13 protein-coding genes are annotated in these 16,827 nt (G+C 44.1%); 5 read left to right on the top strand and 8 right to left on the bottom strand.

Annotation, left to right across the window (positions count from 1 at the left end):
* Nucleotides 1-6: 6 nt before the first annotated feature.
* The 3 genes from DW182_RS13930 to DW182_RS13920 form a co-directional block, all read right to left on the bottom strand.
* Nucleotides 7-645, bottom strand: a complete 639-nt coding sequence (locus tag DW182_RS13930) for an MBL fold metallo-hydrolase (RefSeq protein ID WP_044533096.1) — start codon at nucleotides 643-645, stop codon at nucleotides 7-9.
* 31 nt (nucleotides 646-676) lie between these two features.
* Nucleotides 677-1,297, bottom strand: a complete 621-nt coding sequence (gene rsmG / locus DW182_RS13925; protein WP_007663315.1) for a 16S rRNA (guanine(527)-N(7))-methyltransferase RsmG — start codon at nucleotides 1,295-1,297, stop codon at nucleotides 677-679.
* An 83-nt stretch (nucleotides 1,298-1,380) separates the two neighbouring features.
* Nucleotides 1,381-2,232, bottom strand: a complete 852-nt coding sequence (locus tag DW182_RS13920) for a DUF3298 and DUF4163 domain-containing protein (RefSeq protein ID WP_118295925.1) — start codon at nucleotides 2,230-2,232, stop codon at nucleotides 1,381-1,383.
* A 139-nt stretch (nucleotides 2,233-2,371) separates the two neighbouring features.
* Here DW182_RS13920 and DW182_RS13915 point away from each other — a divergent pair, with 139 nt between their 5' ends.
* The 4 genes from DW182_RS13915 (at nucleotide 2,372) to DW182_RS13900 (ending at nucleotide 7,945) form a co-directional block, all read left to right on the top strand.
* Complete coding sequence (locus tag DW182_RS13915) at nucleotides 2,372-2,770, top strand: hypothetical protein (RefSeq protein WP_118295890.1); 399 nt, start codon at nucleotides 2,372-2,374, stop codon at nucleotides 2,768-2,770.
* A 227-nt stretch (nucleotides 2,771-2,997) separates the two neighbouring features.
* Nucleotides 2,998-5,214, top strand: a complete 2,217-nt coding sequence (locus tag DW182_RS13910) for a TonB-dependent receptor (RefSeq protein ID WP_118295889.1) — start codon at nucleotides 2,998-3,000, stop codon at nucleotides 5,212-5,214.
* Nucleotides 5,215-5,267: 53 nt separating this feature from the next.
* Entirely contained in the window at nucleotides 5,268-5,579 is a 312-nt protein-coding gene (locus tag DW182_RS13905) for a heavy-metal-associated domain-containing protein (protein ID WP_044534475.1), read from the top strand.
* Between the two features lie 158 nt (nucleotides 5,580-5,737).
* Complete coding sequence (locus tag DW182_RS13900; protein WP_118295888.1) at nucleotides 5,738-7,945, top strand: heavy metal translocating P-type ATPase; 2,208 nt, start codon at nucleotides 5,738-5,740, stop codon at nucleotides 7,943-7,945.
* Here DW182_RS13900 and DW182_RS13895 read toward each other — a convergent pair.
* Entirely contained in the window at nucleotides 7,942-8,775 is an 834-nt protein-coding gene (locus tag DW182_RS13895; protein ID WP_117692125.1) for a helix-turn-helix domain-containing protein, read from the bottom strand. The genes DW182_RS13900 and DW182_RS13895 overlap by 4 nt on opposite strands.
* Nucleotides 8,776-8,837: 62 nt before the next feature.
* On the opposite strand from DW182_RS13895, the gene lipB reads away from it, so the two are divergent.
* Nucleotides 8,838-9,500, top strand: a complete 663-nt coding sequence (lipB, locus tag DW182_RS13890) for a lipoyl(octanoyl) transferase LipB (protein WP_118295887.1) — start codon at nucleotides 8,838-8,840, stop codon at nucleotides 9,498-9,500.
* 69 nt (nucleotides 9,501-9,569) lie between these two features.
* Here lipB and DW182_RS13885 read toward each other — a convergent pair whose 3' ends face one another.
* The 4 genes from DW182_RS13885 to DW182_RS13870 all read right to left on the bottom strand — a co-directional run bounded on the left by DW182_RS13885 (nucleotide 9,570) and on the right by DW182_RS13870 (nucleotide 16,669).
* A complete protein-coding gene (locus DW182_RS13885) occupies nucleotides 9,570-11,678 on the bottom strand; it encodes a S9 family peptidase (RefSeq protein WP_117692121.1) in 2,109 nt (702 codons plus the stop codon).
* Between the two features lie 41 nt (nucleotides 11,679-11,719).
* On the bottom strand, nucleotides 11,720-13,051 hold the full coding sequence (locus DW182_RS13880) for an MATE family efflux transporter (RefSeq protein ID WP_117692119.1): 1,332 nt from the start codon (nucleotides 13,049-13,051) through the stop codon (nucleotides 11,720-11,722).
* 93 nt (nucleotides 13,052-13,144) lie between these two features.
* Entirely contained in the window at nucleotides 13,145-14,995 is a 1,851-nt protein-coding gene (gene yidC / locus DW182_RS13875; RefSeq protein WP_044534463.1) for a membrane protein insertase YidC, read from the bottom strand.
* A 42-nt stretch (nucleotides 14,996-15,037) separates the two neighbouring features.
* Nucleotides 15,038-16,669: a CTP synthase gene (locus DW182_RS13870; RefSeq protein ID WP_115501825.1), complete on the bottom strand. Its 1,632-nt coding sequence runs from the start codon at nucleotides 16,667-16,669 to the stop codon at nucleotides 15,038-15,040.
* Between the last annotated feature and the right edge of the window lie 158 nt (nucleotides 16,670-16,827).

Here is a 16,827-nt window from a genome sequence, read left to right as displayed (position 1 = left end):
TTAAGTTTATCTGAAGAATGGATTTTCTGCCTTTTCAATGCCGATAGTAGTCGGAGCACCATGTCCGGGATAGACTATTGTCTCATTGGGCAATACGAACAGGCGGCTGCAAATATGTTCTTTCAGTTCGTCGAAGTTGCCGCCGGTGAGGTCGGCACGACCGATGCTACCTTGGAAGAGTACATCTCCGGAGAACATGCAGTGATCTGCAGCGCAGTAATAAACAAGGCTTCCCGGTGAGTGTCCCGGTACGTGAATAGCCTCCAGTGTTGTATTTCCAAAACTGATGATGTCTCCATCATGTAAATAGTGCCCTATTGGTGCAGGCAGTTCGTTCCAGTGAAAGCCAAACATACGGCTTTGTTTCGGAGCTTCATCAATCCAGAATTCATCGGCCTTATTAGCTTCTACTTGCAGACCGAATTCTTTAACCATGAAAGCATTTCCAAAGATATGATCCAGATGCAGGTGTGTGTTGAGGAGATGTTTTACGTTCAAACCGTTCTTGATAATGAAGTTCTTCAACGCTTGTTTTTCCTCCTCATAATAGCAACCGGGGTCTATCACGGTAGCTTCAAGGGTGTCGTCCCACAGAACGTAACAGTTCACGGGGAACATATTAAATTCAAACCTTTTTATTTTCATGATAGGTATATGTTAGTCATTATTTCTGTGATTAAGGCGCTACATAAACCACTTTTTTCGTTTCAAAGAATTCCTCCTCGAAATAATCTTTCAGATCGTACATCACAGTCTTGTTCTTGAAAGGCATAGTCTCATTGGCCAGCTCGCCGCCTTTCAGACAGATCAGTCCGTTGGGCAAAGCATTCTGTTGTTTGGGAGTGATATTCTTACGAATGATTTTCAGTAGATCGGCAAGCGGCATTACAGCACGACTTACAACGAAATCGAATAACTGCTTTTCCTCCTCAGCCCGGGCATGGCGGAAAGTGACATTTTTTAGTCCGATACTGTTGGCTACCTCCGTTGCTACGCGCACTTTCTTTCCAATACTGTCTACAAGGTGGAATTTCACTTCGGGAAATAAGATGGCAAGAGGAATACCGGGAAAGCCTCCTCCTGTTCCCAGATCCATGATATGGGTACCGGGTACGAAGCGTGTAACCTTGGCTATACCCAGTGAATGGAGTACATGATGTTCGTACAGATTCTCGATGTCTTTGCGTGATATGACGTTTATTTTAGCATTCCAGTCCGTATAGAGGTCATAGAGGGACGCGAATTGCTGCTTCTGCGTCTCTGTGAGGTCCGGGAAGTACTTTAGAATGATTTCCATGTTTATTTAAATATAAAATATAAACTATTAATTATTAATTGCGAGCTGGAATTATGAATCTGCATAGAATTAATATTTGATAATTAAGAATTCATAATTAACACCTCTTTTTCATCGCTCAGTAAATGCGACATGATTTCATAAGGCAGAGTGATTTCTACCGGTCCCATCACATAGGGAGCGATTTCATAAATATTATAATAGAAAGTGATTCCTTTTTCGCTCAGGTAGAAGTTCTCGGTTGGTTCCAGGTCTCCAGTGCTTGTATATCCCATTTCTTCTACTTCCTGGCGTGTAGTGGCCTTGTTATCTGCCATGAGTTGGTTCCATAGCAAGTCAGTGAGTGCTTCCTGATATTCTCCTACAAAAATATCGTCCAGACGTATCGGACTCAAAGTACGCAAGTCCATATTGAGGAAAGTGGACATATAAATGCCATGGGCGCCTCCGGTAAACTCGTTGTAATCGATGCGGTAAACCAGCAGATTCTTTTTGTAATATTGTACATGGCCTTCTACACCTTTGTAATAGGAGTACCAGGCACTTATGGATGCTGAATCTTCTTTTTCCGCTTCATCTTTGGCATACATAGGTTCCAGATCTTTCAGATAATCCTGGATATAGGTTTCTTTATAAGCTTTTACAGCCTCTTCGGGTGTCATCGTCATGTACTTGTCGCCGAAGCAGGCAGAGAGGAAATAGGTGTTGAGACTGTCTTTCAGTTTCTCGTCGGATGATTTACTGGCATAGGCAAAGTTGATGGTAATGTTACATCCGGGCTTTGCAGTATCTCCGAACAGGTGTGCAGTCTCGTTTACCTGTATACTGTCGAACTCCAACGCACCTGCGTTTTTGTTCATGGTGTTACCACAAGAAAATAAAAAGCCACTTGCCGCAAGTAGAATGACAAGTAGGCTGACATATTGCTTTTTCATTTGGACTTTCTTCGTTAAATTCAACATTCTGGTTTCAGTTCGCTATCGACAAATATAGGACATATAAACGAATAGAACATATAAAAAATGAAAAAATAATAGGCATAAATGCTTTTATCTGCCTATCTTTGTTTCAGATATGAAGAGACTTCGCTACATATTGGCAATATTATTGTCCCTGACGGTTGTGTATGCAGGGGCCGGAGTTTCTATTGTCCACTATTGTTGTGCACGTTGCGCCACAGAGCAGGCATGTTGCACCAATGGCTGTGCTAAATGCCACAAATCTCATCATAGTCCGGAAAAATCTTGCAAGGATGAAGGCTGTACGGCTACCTTTTATAAGGTAAACCTCGTGAAGTATTCGTGCGAAAGCCCTGTTATAGCCGTACCTGTTATTCAACTTCTCTGTGAAGCATTGCCGGATTTCCAGTACTCCTTGCCTACAGGTGATGTGGAAGAGGTACCCTATAATGTACCTCCGCATCCTGACAGTTCGAGGCAGTATCTGGCTCTTTATTCTGTTCTCATCATTTAGAATTCCCTTATTACGGAGTGAATCCGCTCCTGTACGTTTGAGAGACTTCCATTTCTTTCAAATGGGGTAGGCACTGTGCCCTAACCATACCAAGTCCGTATCAAGTCCGTACCAACTCCGTACCAAGTCCAAGCGTATAGACACGGAGCAAGTACGGACCGGATAGGGGGAGAATACAGTGCAGGTCATTTAAAATGATTGCAAGAACTAATAGAATTTTAAGAATAATGAGATTTTTATATATTTTTCTTTTTCTCTCCATAACCTTGAACTTGCAGGCGCAAGTGACGGGTGTTGTAAAAGACACTGCCGGAGAACCCATTCCAGGTGCAAATGTTTTCTGGATAAATACAACCGAAGGAGCGACCACTAATGAAGATGGTAACTTCTCTATTCATAAACCTGCCCGCAGCCATCTGCTTGTAGTTAGCTTTATCGGATTTGAAAATGATACGGTACATGTGGATAAGGGCAATCAGCAACTTGAGATTGTGCTTCGTGAAGGAGTGGAATTAGGTGAAGTGAACATTGTAACCCGTAAAATGGGTACCATGAAGTTGCGCTCCAGTGTGATGAACGAAGATATGATCAGCAGTGCCGAACTGACACGTGCAGCCTGCTGTAACCTGGGCGAGAGTTTTGTGACAAACCCTTCTGTCGATGTAAGCTATTCGGATGCTGCTACGGGAGCCAAACAGATTAAACTATTGGGGCTCTCCGGCACCTATGTACAGATGATGACTGAGAATATTCCGAATTTCCGTGGAGCAGCCGCTCCTTATGGATTAGGATATGTACCAGGACCATGGATGCAGAGTATACAGGTCAGTAAAGGAAGTTCATCCGTGAAGAATGGCTATGAGTCTATAACCGGACAAATTAATGTGGAGTTCAAGAAGCCTCAGTTGCCGGAAGCGGATTGGGTGTCGGCAAATCTTTTTGCCAGCAGTACAAACCGGTATGAAGCTAATGCGGATGCTACGGTGAAGCTTTCGAAGCGCTGGAGTACTTCTTTGCTGGCGCATTATGAAAATGAGACGAAATCTCACGACTCCAATGATGATGGTTTTGTGGATATTCCGCGTGTGGAGCAGTATAACTTCTGGAACCGATGGGCGTATATGGGCGATCATTATGTATTTCAGGCAGGTATAAAGGCTTTGCATGAAACCCGTAACAGTGGTCAGACTGCTCATGGGCAGACAGCTACTCATGATCTATACGAAATAGGCATCCAGACAAACCGTTACGAAGCCTTCACCAAGAATGCTTATATTTTCGATAAAGAAAAGAATACGAATCTTGCCTTGATTCTGCAAGGAACCTTGCATAATCAGGATGCCACTTACGGACGTAAACTGTATGATGTGGACCAAAGCAATTTCTATGCTTCGTTGCTTTTTGAAACGGAGTTCAGCAAACAGCATAGTCTATCCACGGGATTGAGTTTCAATTATGATGGTTTCGATCAGCATTACCGGCTGACAAACCAGGTAGAAGACGGATTGACGAAGAAATTTGTGAAGGAGTCTGTTCCGGGAGCGTATGTCCAGTATACATTCAATCTGAATGATCAGTTGATGTTGATGGGTGGTATTCGGGGAGATTACAGCAGCGAATATGGTTTCTTTGTTACACCGCGTGCACACGTCAAGTATAATCCGAATGAGTATCTGCATTTTCGTTTGTCTGCCGGTAAGGGATACCGTACCAATCATGTATTGGCGGAGAATAACTATCTCCTGGCAAGCAGCCGTAAAATGAAGATTGCCCCTCATCTGGATCAGGAGGAAGCGTGGAATTACGGAGCGAGTGTGTCTGCTTACATTCCTGTTTTTGGTAAGACGTTGAATGTGAATGCCGAGTATTACTATACGGATTTTCTGAAACAGGTGGTTGTGGATATGGATAGCAATCCGCATGAAGTGGCCTTTTATAATCTGGATGGACGTTCTTATTCACATGTGTTCCAGGTAGAGGCAAGTTATCCGTTTTTCAAAGGTTTCAACCTTACGGCAGCCTACCGTCTGACAGACGCGAAGACCACCTACAATGGTAAACTAATGGAGAAACCACTTACCGGAAAGTATAAGGGTTTATTGACAGCTTCCTATCAGACACCTCTGGGACTATGGCAGTTTGATGCTACCCTTCAGTTGAATGGGGGTGGAAGGATGCCCGATCCTTACGAACTCGCTGACGGCAGTCTTTCGTGGGAACGTCGTTATGGCAGCTTCCAGCAACTTAGTGCCCAGGTAACGCGTTATTTCCGTCGCTGGTCTATTTATGTTGGTGGTGAAAACCTGACTAACTTTAAGCAGAAGAATCCGATAATCGATGCCTCTAATCCATGGGGAGAGAACTTCGATGCTACCATGGTGTGGGGACCGATGCATGGTGCTAAGGCATATATCGGGTTGAGGTTTAATCTGGCAAGAAACTAGTAGCTTGTAGCTCGTAACTAAAATAATATTAACCAATAACTAAGGAGATATTTATGAAAACAAGAAGAATGATGGCTGCTCTCGTAGTAGCTTTATTGAGTGTAACAGCAGTGATGGCAAAAGATATCCGTACCGCTGTTTTTAAAGTTTCACAGATGCATTGCGAAAACTGTGAACGGAAGGTGAAAAACAACATTAAATTTGAGAAAGGAGTAAAAGATTTCTCTACAGACTTGAAAACAAAAACTGTGTCTATTACCTACGATGCTGAAAAGACAAATGTAGACAAACTGAAAGCTGGTTTCAAAAAGTTCAACTACGAAGCTGAGTTCGTTAAGGAGTCGAAGCAAGAGGATAAGAAGTAGTCGAACAAACGGCCTGTAGAGATTGTTACTTACTGTATGAGTATGGGCTGAATGATAATTTGCAATAGGCATATAAGCCTTTCAGCCTGTTATATTATCATTCCTCCCATTCTTGTACAATTATCAGCTAATTTTGATAAATCATAAAAACAATATATATGGCTAATTTAAAGAAACAGACGTTTCCCGTACTGAACATGCATTGTGCGGGATGCGCCAATAACGTAGAAAAGACTGTTCGCAAGTTGGTGGGCATTACGGATGCTTCGGTCAACTTCGCTTCCAATACACTGTCTGTCTCATACGAGATGGATAAGCTGACACCCGGAGAAATTCGTGCTGCCGTACTGGCTGCGGGCTATGACCTCATTATTGAAGAAGATCATGTCGAAGAGCGCCAGGAGGAAGAACAACAGAAGCGTTACCGTCGCCTGAAAGGGCGGGTGATAGGCGCGTGGCTATTTGCTATTCCTCTGCTGTTGCTTTCCATGGTCTTTATGCATGTACCTTATTCCAACGAAATACAGATGGTATTGGCTATTCCAGTACTGGTGTTGTTCGGTACACCGTTCTATACCGGTGCCTGGAAACAGGCTCGTTTGGGACGCAGTAATATGGATACCTTGGTTGCACTGAGTACATCCATTGCTTTTTTGTTCAGTGTTTTTAATACCTTCTTCCCCGATTTCTGGTATAGCCGTGGCTTGGAACCTCATGTTTATTATGAAGCTGCTGTGGTTATTATCGCTTTCGTACTGACTGGTAAGCTGATGGAAGAGCGTGCTAAAGGTAACACCTCTACCGCCATCCGCAAGCTGATGGGATTACAGCCCAAGATAGCCCGTGTGGTGCGCAACGGTAAGGAAGAGGATATTCCTTTGGAACAGCTGAGAATTGACGACCTGGTCAGCGTACGTCCCGGTGAGCAAATTCCCGTTGACGGCTTTTTAACTGAAGGAGATTCTTATGTCGATGAAAGTATGATCAGCGGTGAACCTATCCCGGTAGAAAAGAAGGCCGGTTCGCACGTATTGGCTGGAACCATCAATCAGAAAGGTTCATTCATTATTCGCGCCGAGAAAGTCGGTAGTGAAACGGTGCTGGCGCGTATCATCCGTATGGTGCAGGAAGCACAGGGCAGTAAAGCTCCCGTACAACGTATCGTGGATAAGGTGACAGGTATCTTTGTCCCTGTGGTATTGGGCTTGTCCGTACTGACATTCTTTATTTGGATGTTCTTCGGTGGTGTAGATATGCTTTCCCATGCCATGTTATCAGCGGTTTCCGTATTGGTGATTGCTTGTCCCTGTGCATTGGGGTTGGCTACGCCTACGGCTTTGATGGTAGGTATTGGTAAAGCTGCCGATCATCATATCCTGATAAAAGATGCTGTGGCACTGGAACAGATGCGAAAGGTGAATGTGGTGGTGTTGGATAAGACCGGCACATTGACTGAAGGGCATCCCACTGTTACCGGATGGTTATGGGCACAGCCGCAGGAGGAGCACTATAAAGATGTTCTTCTGGCTGCCGAACTTAAATCCGAACATCCGTTGGCAGCTGCTATTGTGACTGCCCTGCAAGAACAGGAGCATATCGAACCGGCAGCTTTGGACAGCTTTGAAAGTATTACCGGAAAAGGGATTAAAGTTTCTTATCAGGGTACTGAGTATTGGGCTGGTAGTCATAAACTATTGAAAGATTATCATGCCGCTCTTACTGATGTATTGGGAGAGATGCTGGCACAGTATGAATCGGATAGTTGCAGTATCATTTATTTCGGACGTAAGAATGAGCTGCTTGCCATTGTAGCTATCAAGGACCAGATAAAAGCTACATCCGTCGAGGCTGTCCGCGAACTTCGTACTCAGGGTATCGATGTATATATGCTGACGGGAGACGGAGAACGCACTGCGTCTTCTGTTGCCGCACGCTTGGGCAATATCCAATACATTTCTGATGCTATGCCGGATGATAAGGAAGAGTTTGTCCGTCAGCTCCAGCTTCAAGGAAAGACGGTGGCGATGGTAGGCGATGGAATCAATGACTCACAGGCTTTGGCTTGTGCCGATGTCAGCATTGCCATGGGTAAAGGAACTGATATTGCTATGGATGTAGCAATGGTAACCCTTATGACTTCGGACCTGTTACTATTGCCGAAAGCGTTCAACCTCTCCCGGCAAACTGTACGTTTGATTCATCAGAATCTGTTTTGGGCATTTATCTACAACCTGATAGGTATTCCTATTGCAGCAGGACTGCTTTACCCCATCAATGGATTATTGCTGAACCCTATGCTGGCAAGTGCGGCTATGGCGTTCTCCAGTGTATCGGTGGTATTGAATAGCCTTCGACTGAGGTACTAACTATTTCTATATTCCAACGGACTCATTCCCATGTGCCTCTTGAAGTACTTTCCAAAGAAAGAGGCACTGGGGAAGTTCAGTGAATAGGCTATCTCCTGGATAGTCATATCTGTAGATTTCAACCGTGCCTTGACGTCGATGATGACTACATGTGAAATGATATCAAGCACGTTCCTTCCAGTTACTTGTTTTACAGTGGTACTGAGGTGCTGCAATGAAATTCCTAATTTGTCGGCATAGAACTGGGCACGACGTTCGGTCATATAGTTCTCGATAACCAGTTGTACAAACTTATGGCAAATTTCCTCTTTACGGCTTTTGGCAAGAATGTTTTGCGGACGACGGGCATAGAGAGTATTTATCCCAAGCAAAATGCTGTGAAGTACACTTTGTCCCATAGCTGTGCTGGTGGGGTGTGCAATGGATATACGCGTCAGTAGTGCGAAATAATCTATAAAATAAGAGGCTACAGTATCGTTGACATTGATAATAGGGTTGTCCCATATTTTGGAGAATGACCCCATAGTAGCTTGCAGCAGGTTGATGCCGTTGACACAATGAGCGGAGAAGCCTACGAAACAAAGCCGCACTTTTTCTTTTTGTTCATTGAGTTGTATGATAGTGCCCGGCATTAGGATAATCAAATCATTCTTCTTTATCTCGTATTCCATCAGGTTGATAGATGCCTTAATGGTTCCTTCGGTACATAATGCAAAAATACAAGCCTTTAATCGGCACGACTGGCGATAGAGATTCAGAATATCTTCTGTAACATCTCTCCATGCCAGCATTTCGACCGGCAAATCTACTTGTGGGAAGTTATGTTTCATCTTTTTTCATTTTGCTGTCGGCAAATATACGATTTTATCCCTAAAATCTTAACTTTGTCGGCATGAAACTGAATGTTACAGACTGGAATATTATTCCGTATGCCGATGCATGGACCCGGCAGACTGAGTGGTTTGATACTCTTGTTCGCGCCAAGCAGGCGGGGGAGGAGTATGAAAATCACATTATTTTGTGTGAACATCCGCACGTTTATACTTTAGGGCGTAGCGGTAAAGAGGCAAATATGTTGCTGAGTGAAGAACAGCTTCAGAAGATTGGAGCCACGCTCTATCATATTGACCGTGGCGGAGATATTACCTATCACGGTCCGGGACAGCTGGTATGTTATCCTATCCTGAATCTTGAAGAATTCTCATTGGGACTGAAGGAGTATGTGCATTTGCTGGAGGAAGCAGTCATCCGTGTGTGTGCCTCTTATGGAATCATTGCCGGAAGATTGGAGAAAGCCACAGGAGTCTGGCTGGAAGGGGATACGCCACGTGCCCGTAAGATATGTGCCATTGGTGTGCGTAGCAGCCACTTTGTCACCATGCACGGGCTGGCACTGAATGTGAATACGGATTTACGTTATTTCAGTTATATCCATCCTTGCGGATTTGTGGATAAAGGAGTGACCTCACTTCAGCAGGAGCTGAAACGGGAGATGCCGATGGAAGAGGTGAAACAGCGACTATGCAGGGAATTACAAGAATTACTTCATAGATAAAAAACAGTCCATCTATTTACAACGGATAGATGGACTGTTTTCAGAATAATTATTAATTGCTTTTATCTTTTATTTCAGCCATTCGTCCAGCCATTCGAAGAATGTGCGCTGCCAGAGAATACCATTCTGAGGTTTCAATACCCAGTGGTTCTCGTCCGGATAGATCAGCAGTTCGGCAGGAACACCACGCATTACGGCAGCATCAAAAGCAGCCATTGCCTGGTTGGCAAGAATGCGGTAATCCTTTTCACCGTGAATACAAAGGATAGGCGTATCCCATTTGTCTACAAACTGGTGTGGAGAGTTGGCGAATGTGCGTTGAGCCACCGGATTCTGTTTTTCCCAGTATGCGCCACCCATATCCCAGTTGGCAAACCATTTTTCTTCAGTTTCCAGATATTGCATTTCCATGTTGAAGATACCATCATGTGCGATGAATGCTTTGAATCGCTTGTCATGATGTCCGGCAAGCCAGTAAACGGAGAAGCCGCCGAAGCTGGCGCCTACACAACCGAGACAGTCTTTGTCTACAAACGGTTCTTTCGCCATTTCATCAATCGCTGTGAAATAATCCTTCATACATTGACCGCCGTAATCTCCACTGATAGCCTCATTCCATTCTACTCCGAAACCCGGAAGACCGCGGCGGTTGGGAGCTACGATGATATAATCGTTGGCAGCCATAATCTGGAAGTTCCAGCGATAACTCCAGAACTGGCTTACGGGGCTTTGCGGACCACCTTCACAGAACAGGAGGGTGGGGTATTTCTTATTCGGGTCAAACTGTGGCGGATAGATTACCCATGTCAGCATCTGTTTGCCGTCTGTAGTCTTCATCCAGCGAGCTTCAACCTTACCCATTTCCAATTGGTCGTAAATCTGCTTGTTTTCGAAGGTCAGTTGCTTTGCTTCGGCAAAAGCATCACCGTTGCGGGTGGCAGATACGGCATAGATTTCATCACCCATACTCATTGAATGGCGTAAAGCGATTACCTTATCTCCTGCAAGGGCAAGGGAAGCATAGTCATACATGCCGTCTGTCAATTGTGTAATCTTATCATTGGCAGCAAGGTCTACATTATAAATCTGTGTTTCACCATGCCAGACACCGATGAAATAAATACTTTTAGAGTCTTTATTCCATAAGAAACCGTCTACATTCGATTCAAATTCCTTGCTGACGAAACGTTTCTCACCTGTTTCCAGATTCATAATGAAGAGGCGGTTTAAGTCTGCTTCATAACCGTCACGTTCCATGCTCTGCCAGGCAATGTATTTACCATCGGGAGAGTATTGAGGATTCGTGTCGTAACCTTTGTTTTCTTCGGTGATATTGTCTGTCTTCTTAGTTGCAAGGTCATAGATGTAAATATCCGAGTTGGTGGAGATGGCATAAGCCAGACCGGTCTTTTTACGGCAAGTATATGCTACCTTGTCTCCGGCAGGACTCCATGCCAGTTGCTCGATGCCACCCCAAGGTCTCATCGGGCTTTCGTAAGGTTTCCCTTCCAGTATATCTTTTATATTACTGATACTGTTTCCATCAAAATCGGCTACAAAAGGATGTGGAGCACCGGTTACCCATTCATCCCAGTGTTTGTACATCAGGTCGGTAACGATGATCCCCGTTGCTTTAGGCAGATCAGGATACTTATCCGCGGTACTTGGTTTAGTTTTCACTTGTGCAATGAAAAGCAACTTCTTGCCGTCGGGAGAGAAAGAATAACCTTCGATATCACCATCATATTGCGTCAATTGCTTGCGTCCGCTGCCATCAGGATTCATTTCCCACAACTGACTGCTGCCACTTTCATTAGAAAGGAACGCCAGTTTAGTACCGCCTTTTATCCAGTTTACTTCGTTCTCCTGCCAAGGAGTACGGGTGATTTGTTGGTTGCCTGTTCCATCTGTGTTCATCACAAAGACTTCACGGTTGCTCTTGTTCTCCGGTACACTGTAGTAAGCTACCGTGTAAGCAATCTGCTTTTCATCGGGAGATACGGCTACACCGCCGATACGCCCCATAGCCCAGAGAGCTTCGGGAGTCATGCGCTTGCCTTCAATCTTGATGTTCGACCGCTCGATAAGTGGTACTCCGGCTTGCCCTGCGTCTTTTGTCCCGCCGCAGGCAGCCAATGTCATAGCTGCTGACATAAGCAATAAGTTTACTTGTTTCATATAGGTTGTTCGTTACAGTTATTTTGCGACAAATATACAAATTATATGCGTTTCTTCTGCCATTGTCCTCGTTTAATATACCGCCAGCAAAATAGTAGAATAAAGATGGAATACACCATTTCTGATGTCCAGCATAGGGCTACATCCAACTTAAGGTAAAGAATGGTGTAAGTAATATAGGCCACATAGATCACCAGTGTGGCTAGTTCCATTACCAGTGCTGTGCGTGTATTTCCAGTTCCGGAAACTGACTGGAAATATACATTGGCAGGTACGAGAAATAAATATGCAGAACACATCACCCAAAGTGAGTGTACGGCTGCATCCTGTAAATCGGTCATATCGGTGTAGATGCCCAGTATCAATTTGGGGAATAGTACGAAGAGCAATGCCAATGGTAAGACAAATATATATGCAAGACGTATATGTTGCCGGATGGTCCCTTCTACACAATCTTTCTCGCCGGCACCTATTAGGTTGCTGACTAGTGAACCGCATGTCGAGGCAAATGCCATCATTACCATAAACAGTATACCGGATACACTCCGGACAATGTTTGTAACGGCAAGCGACCGCTCTCCCAGGTGCTCTACATAGAGGAAGAATAAAAACCAAGTGGACAAAGAAATAACATTCTGTATCATTGTCCAGAAAGAGATGTTTAACATCCGTTTTAATACTTCCGGACGGAACTTAGGAATACGATCCAGTCCATACTTGCGGCAATCGATGCGACTACGGGTATAGAGGATGAAAAATGCCAATGAAACTAATTCTGCAAGCGATGAGCCAATGGCTGCACCTGCAATACCGAGGGCTGGGAAACCGAACTTTCCAAAAATCAATATATAGTTGAACACTACGTTGCTCAATACCATAACTATTGAGTTCAGGGTCAGGGTTTTTGTTTGTGTAGTTCCCAGAAAGAAAGCACGGAATATGACTGCACTGAATGAGAAGAAAGCTCCGAAGACACGCCAGTTCAGGTAGCTAATAGCTGCTTCATAAATGTGTTCGGAGGCAACGATACGCTTTAGTATAATCGGCGACAGGAAGTAGGAGAGCAGGAACATGATTGTTGCCAATCCTATCTGGAAGTAAATTCCCTGATAGAAAAGGTCACCAATTTCCCGGTACTGTTTTTCACCGTTTCGCCGTGCTATCAGTATCTGTGCTCCGATGCTGAAGCCGAAAGCTGCCATAAAGATTACCATATAGAAAACACCTGCAATGGCTGATGCTCCTAGTTCTACTTCGCCTACCCGTCCTAGAAAGGCGGTGTCTGTCATACCTATCATTTGTTCCATCAGCAGGCTGATAAGGATCGGATAGGCTATCATCCAAATCTGTTTGTTGGTGTATTTAGTTTTCATTTAAATTATAGTTATAGTTGTTATAAGAGAAAGAAAGCCGGACAATTACATCAATTGCCCGGCTTTTATTATCAAGTGATGAAAAACGGAGACTTACTTTTTATTCTGTCTCTCTTTCATCAACTGTTCCTGTTGTTTCTGCATTGCCTCCAGGCGAGCGGCAAAGCCGGTTTTCTTAGCTTTCTTCGGATCTTTCTTTCGGGCTTCCAATTGGGCAAGAAGTTTCTCTTCATTCGTAGTCTTGCGCAGAATGAGAGTAGTCACCACACTAATCAATGTCGATATGAAGTAGTAATAGTTCAAACCTGAAGGATAGCTGTTCAAGATAAACAACATCATAATCGGCATGAGATAGGTCATCCACTTCATCGCTGCCATCTGCGGGTTTGCTCCGGTATCCTGTTGTTGCATCATGAACTTGGAGTTCAGAATATTCACAACGGTCATCAGTAAGCAGAACAAACTGAGGTGACTGCCCAGAAACGGGATATTGAACGGGAAGTTGATGAAAGCATCATACGTTGAAAGGTCATCAGCCCATAAGAAGCTCTGTTGACGCAATTCGATAGCACTTGGCACGAACATGAACAGCGCAATCAGAACGGGAAATTGTACCAACATCGGCAAACAACCACCCATCGGACTCACACCATACTGGCTGTACATTCCCATTACCTCCTGTTGCTTCTTCATCGCATCTTCCTGCTTGGGGTATTTCTTGTTGATTTCGTCTATTTTCGGTTTCAACACGCGCATCTTGGCAGAAGATATATACGTTTTCCAGGTAGCGGGGAATACGACTGCTTTTACAATCAATGTCATCAGTAACAATACGATACCCATGCTCAGACCCCAACCGGACAACCAGTCAAAGATATTAATAGTAAACCATTTGTTGATCCAGCGGATCAACGGCCAACCTAAATAAACCAGGCGGTTCAGTTCCCATTTCTCTTCGCGTCCCTTGTCCAGTGCAGTCAGCGTCTTGTAATGGTTCGGGCCGAAGTAAAAGAACATCTGTGTAGGCTGTTTGCCTGTCGGGTCAAAGCTCGTACTCATTTCAGCAGAGTAGTCCTTGATGTATCCACTGCCTTCTCTCTCCATTTTAGATACTAACTTCGTTTTTTCAAAGTCGGTGTCTGCAATAAATACTGAAGAGAAGAACTGATTCTTGAAAGCAATCCAGTCCAGACGTTCCGGTACTTCTTTTTCATCATCTTTATTGGCTGATAAATAATCTGTACCATTACCCATGAACTTGTAAGTCAGTTCAGACAGACGGTTTTCGTATACATAACCCTTTTCGATCTGACGGGCGCGTTGTGCCCATTCGATGTCTACATAGTTATTACTTGCTGCCAACTTATCTGCCATGCCTTTAGCTTCGATGCTGAAGTCCACCAGGTAAGTGTTGGGATGCAATGCATACTTGAAGTCTATAAAACTTGCACTGTCAGCAGACAGACGCATCGTTACAGTGCTGTCCGTACGGTTCACAGTGGTGAAGTAATAGTCCTTAGTCTGTATTGTTTCCTTTTTATTATAGAAAAGGAAATTCATGGAAACATCGTTTCCGGTGAATAAGGTTACAGGAGTCTTCTTGTCCTGCTCCATATACTCTTTCAATACAGCGGAGAATATGGAACCGCCTTTGGTGCTGAGGGTCAACTCAGCCACGTCGTTCTGAATAGTAATCAGCGAATCTGTTCCTTGGAGAGCATTGAAGAAGAGTGAAGTAGAATCCACAGTTTCTACATCTTTTTCATTTGCCAATGCTGCATCCGCTTTGGCTTTCAGTGCTTCTTCACGTTGCTGTACCAGCGCAATGGAATCATAATAACGCTGCTGTGCCTCCAATTGCTCTTTGCTGGGGCGACTCAGAAAACTGAAGCCGACTAACAAAATTGCTATTAAAACAAGACCTGTAATGGTGTTTTTATCCATGAATAATTTCTAGTTTACAATTTTATAATTATTGAAATAATCTTATTTCTTTGCTTTTTCCTTTTCCTCGAAACTTTCGATAGATGCTTTAATGAAAGCCACGAACAACGGATGGGGATTCAATACCGTACTGCTGTATTCCGGATGGAATTGAGTTCCGACAAACCACTTCAGTTCCGGTATTTCTACGATTTCCACCAAGTCCGATTCCGGGTTGATACCTACACATTTCATGCCGGCTGCTTCATACTCCGTTTTATACTGGTTATTGAATTCATAGCGATGGCGGTGGCGTTCCTGGATGTGTTCTGTTCCGTATGCCTCGTATGCCTTGCTGCCTTTTTGCAAAATACATTCGTAAGCTCCCAGACGCATCGTTCCACCCATATTGGTGATGGATTTCTGCTCTTCCATGATGTCAATCACATTATGCGGAGTTTTCTCATTCATTTCGCGTGAGTCAGCATCAGTATATCCCAGTACGTTGCGTGCAAATTCGATAGCAATGCATTGCATTCCCAGGCAGATACCGAAAGTCGGAATATCATGCGTGCGTGCATATTTGATAGCTACGAACTTACCGGCAACACCACGTTCGCCGAATCCCGGGCCAATCAATATACCTGCCATGCCTTTCAATGCTTCCGCTACATTTTCTTCCGTGAGCTTTTCACTGTTCACGAAGTCTACAGATACCTTACAGTCATTGTACGTACCGGCTTGTGACAGGGCTTCACGGATGGATTTGTATGCATCCTGCAAATCATATTTGCCAACTAGTGCGATGTGCAGCGGTTCTGTATTTTCCGCTTTATGACGGCGTTCAAGAAAAGCACGCCACGGACCCAGTCCCGGTGTGTCGCCTACGGGCAATCCCATTTTCTTCAATATTGTTTCATCCAGTTTCTGAGCCTGCATCAGGATGGGAACTTCGTAGATGGTAGGAGCATCGATGCTCTGTACTACTGCGTTTTCATCCACATTACAGAACAAAGCAACTTTCTTGCGTACGTTGCTACTCAATTCGTGTTCCGTGCGCAAAACCAATATATCCGGTTGGATACCTGCACTCTGCAATTCCTTTACGGAGTGTTGTGTCGGTTTGGTTTTCAATTCACCGGCGGCTGTGAGGTAAGGCACATAAGTAAGATGTACACACAATGCGTCACGTCCCAGTTCCCACTTCAACTGACGGATACTTTCCAGATATGGCAAGGATTCGATGTCGCCCACCGTACCGCCGATTTCTGTAATTACAAAATCGAATTTATATTTGTTACCCAGCAACTTTACGTTTCGTTTGATTTCGTCCGTGATATGAGGAATGACTTGAATGGTCTTACCTAAATAATCACCACGGCGTTCTTTATCGATAACGCTTTTATAGATGCGTCCGGTTGTGATGTTATTGGCTTTTGTAGTCTGGATGCCAAGAAAACGTTCGTAGTGGCCTAAGTCAAGGTCAGCTTCATGTCCGTCTACAGTCACATAACATTCTCCGTGTTCGTAGGGGTTTAAAGTACCCGGGTCAATATTGATATACGGGTCAAACTTTTGAATGGTTACTTTGTAACCTCTTGCTTGTAGCAATTTACCAATGGATGAGGCGATGATACCTTTACCTAAAGATGAGGCAACGCCACCGGTGACGAAAATATACTTTGTTTCTCCCACAGCTATACTGTTTTTAATATTATTGTTTTGTTTTGGTGCGATGTACACATTTGTGTATCTATCTGTCTACACGTGAGACTTAAAAAGCGCAAAATTACAAAAAAAAGAGGAAGTACATAAAGTTTCGGCGAAACAATTATAAAAAAAGCATGTTTTCT

Source organism: Bacteroides sp. AM16-24 (assembly GCF_003471885.1).
GTDB lineage: Bacteria > Bacteroidota > Bacteroidia > Bacteroidales > Bacteroidaceae > Bacteroides.
This window is presented reverse-complemented; position numbering and strand designations above follow the sequence as displayed.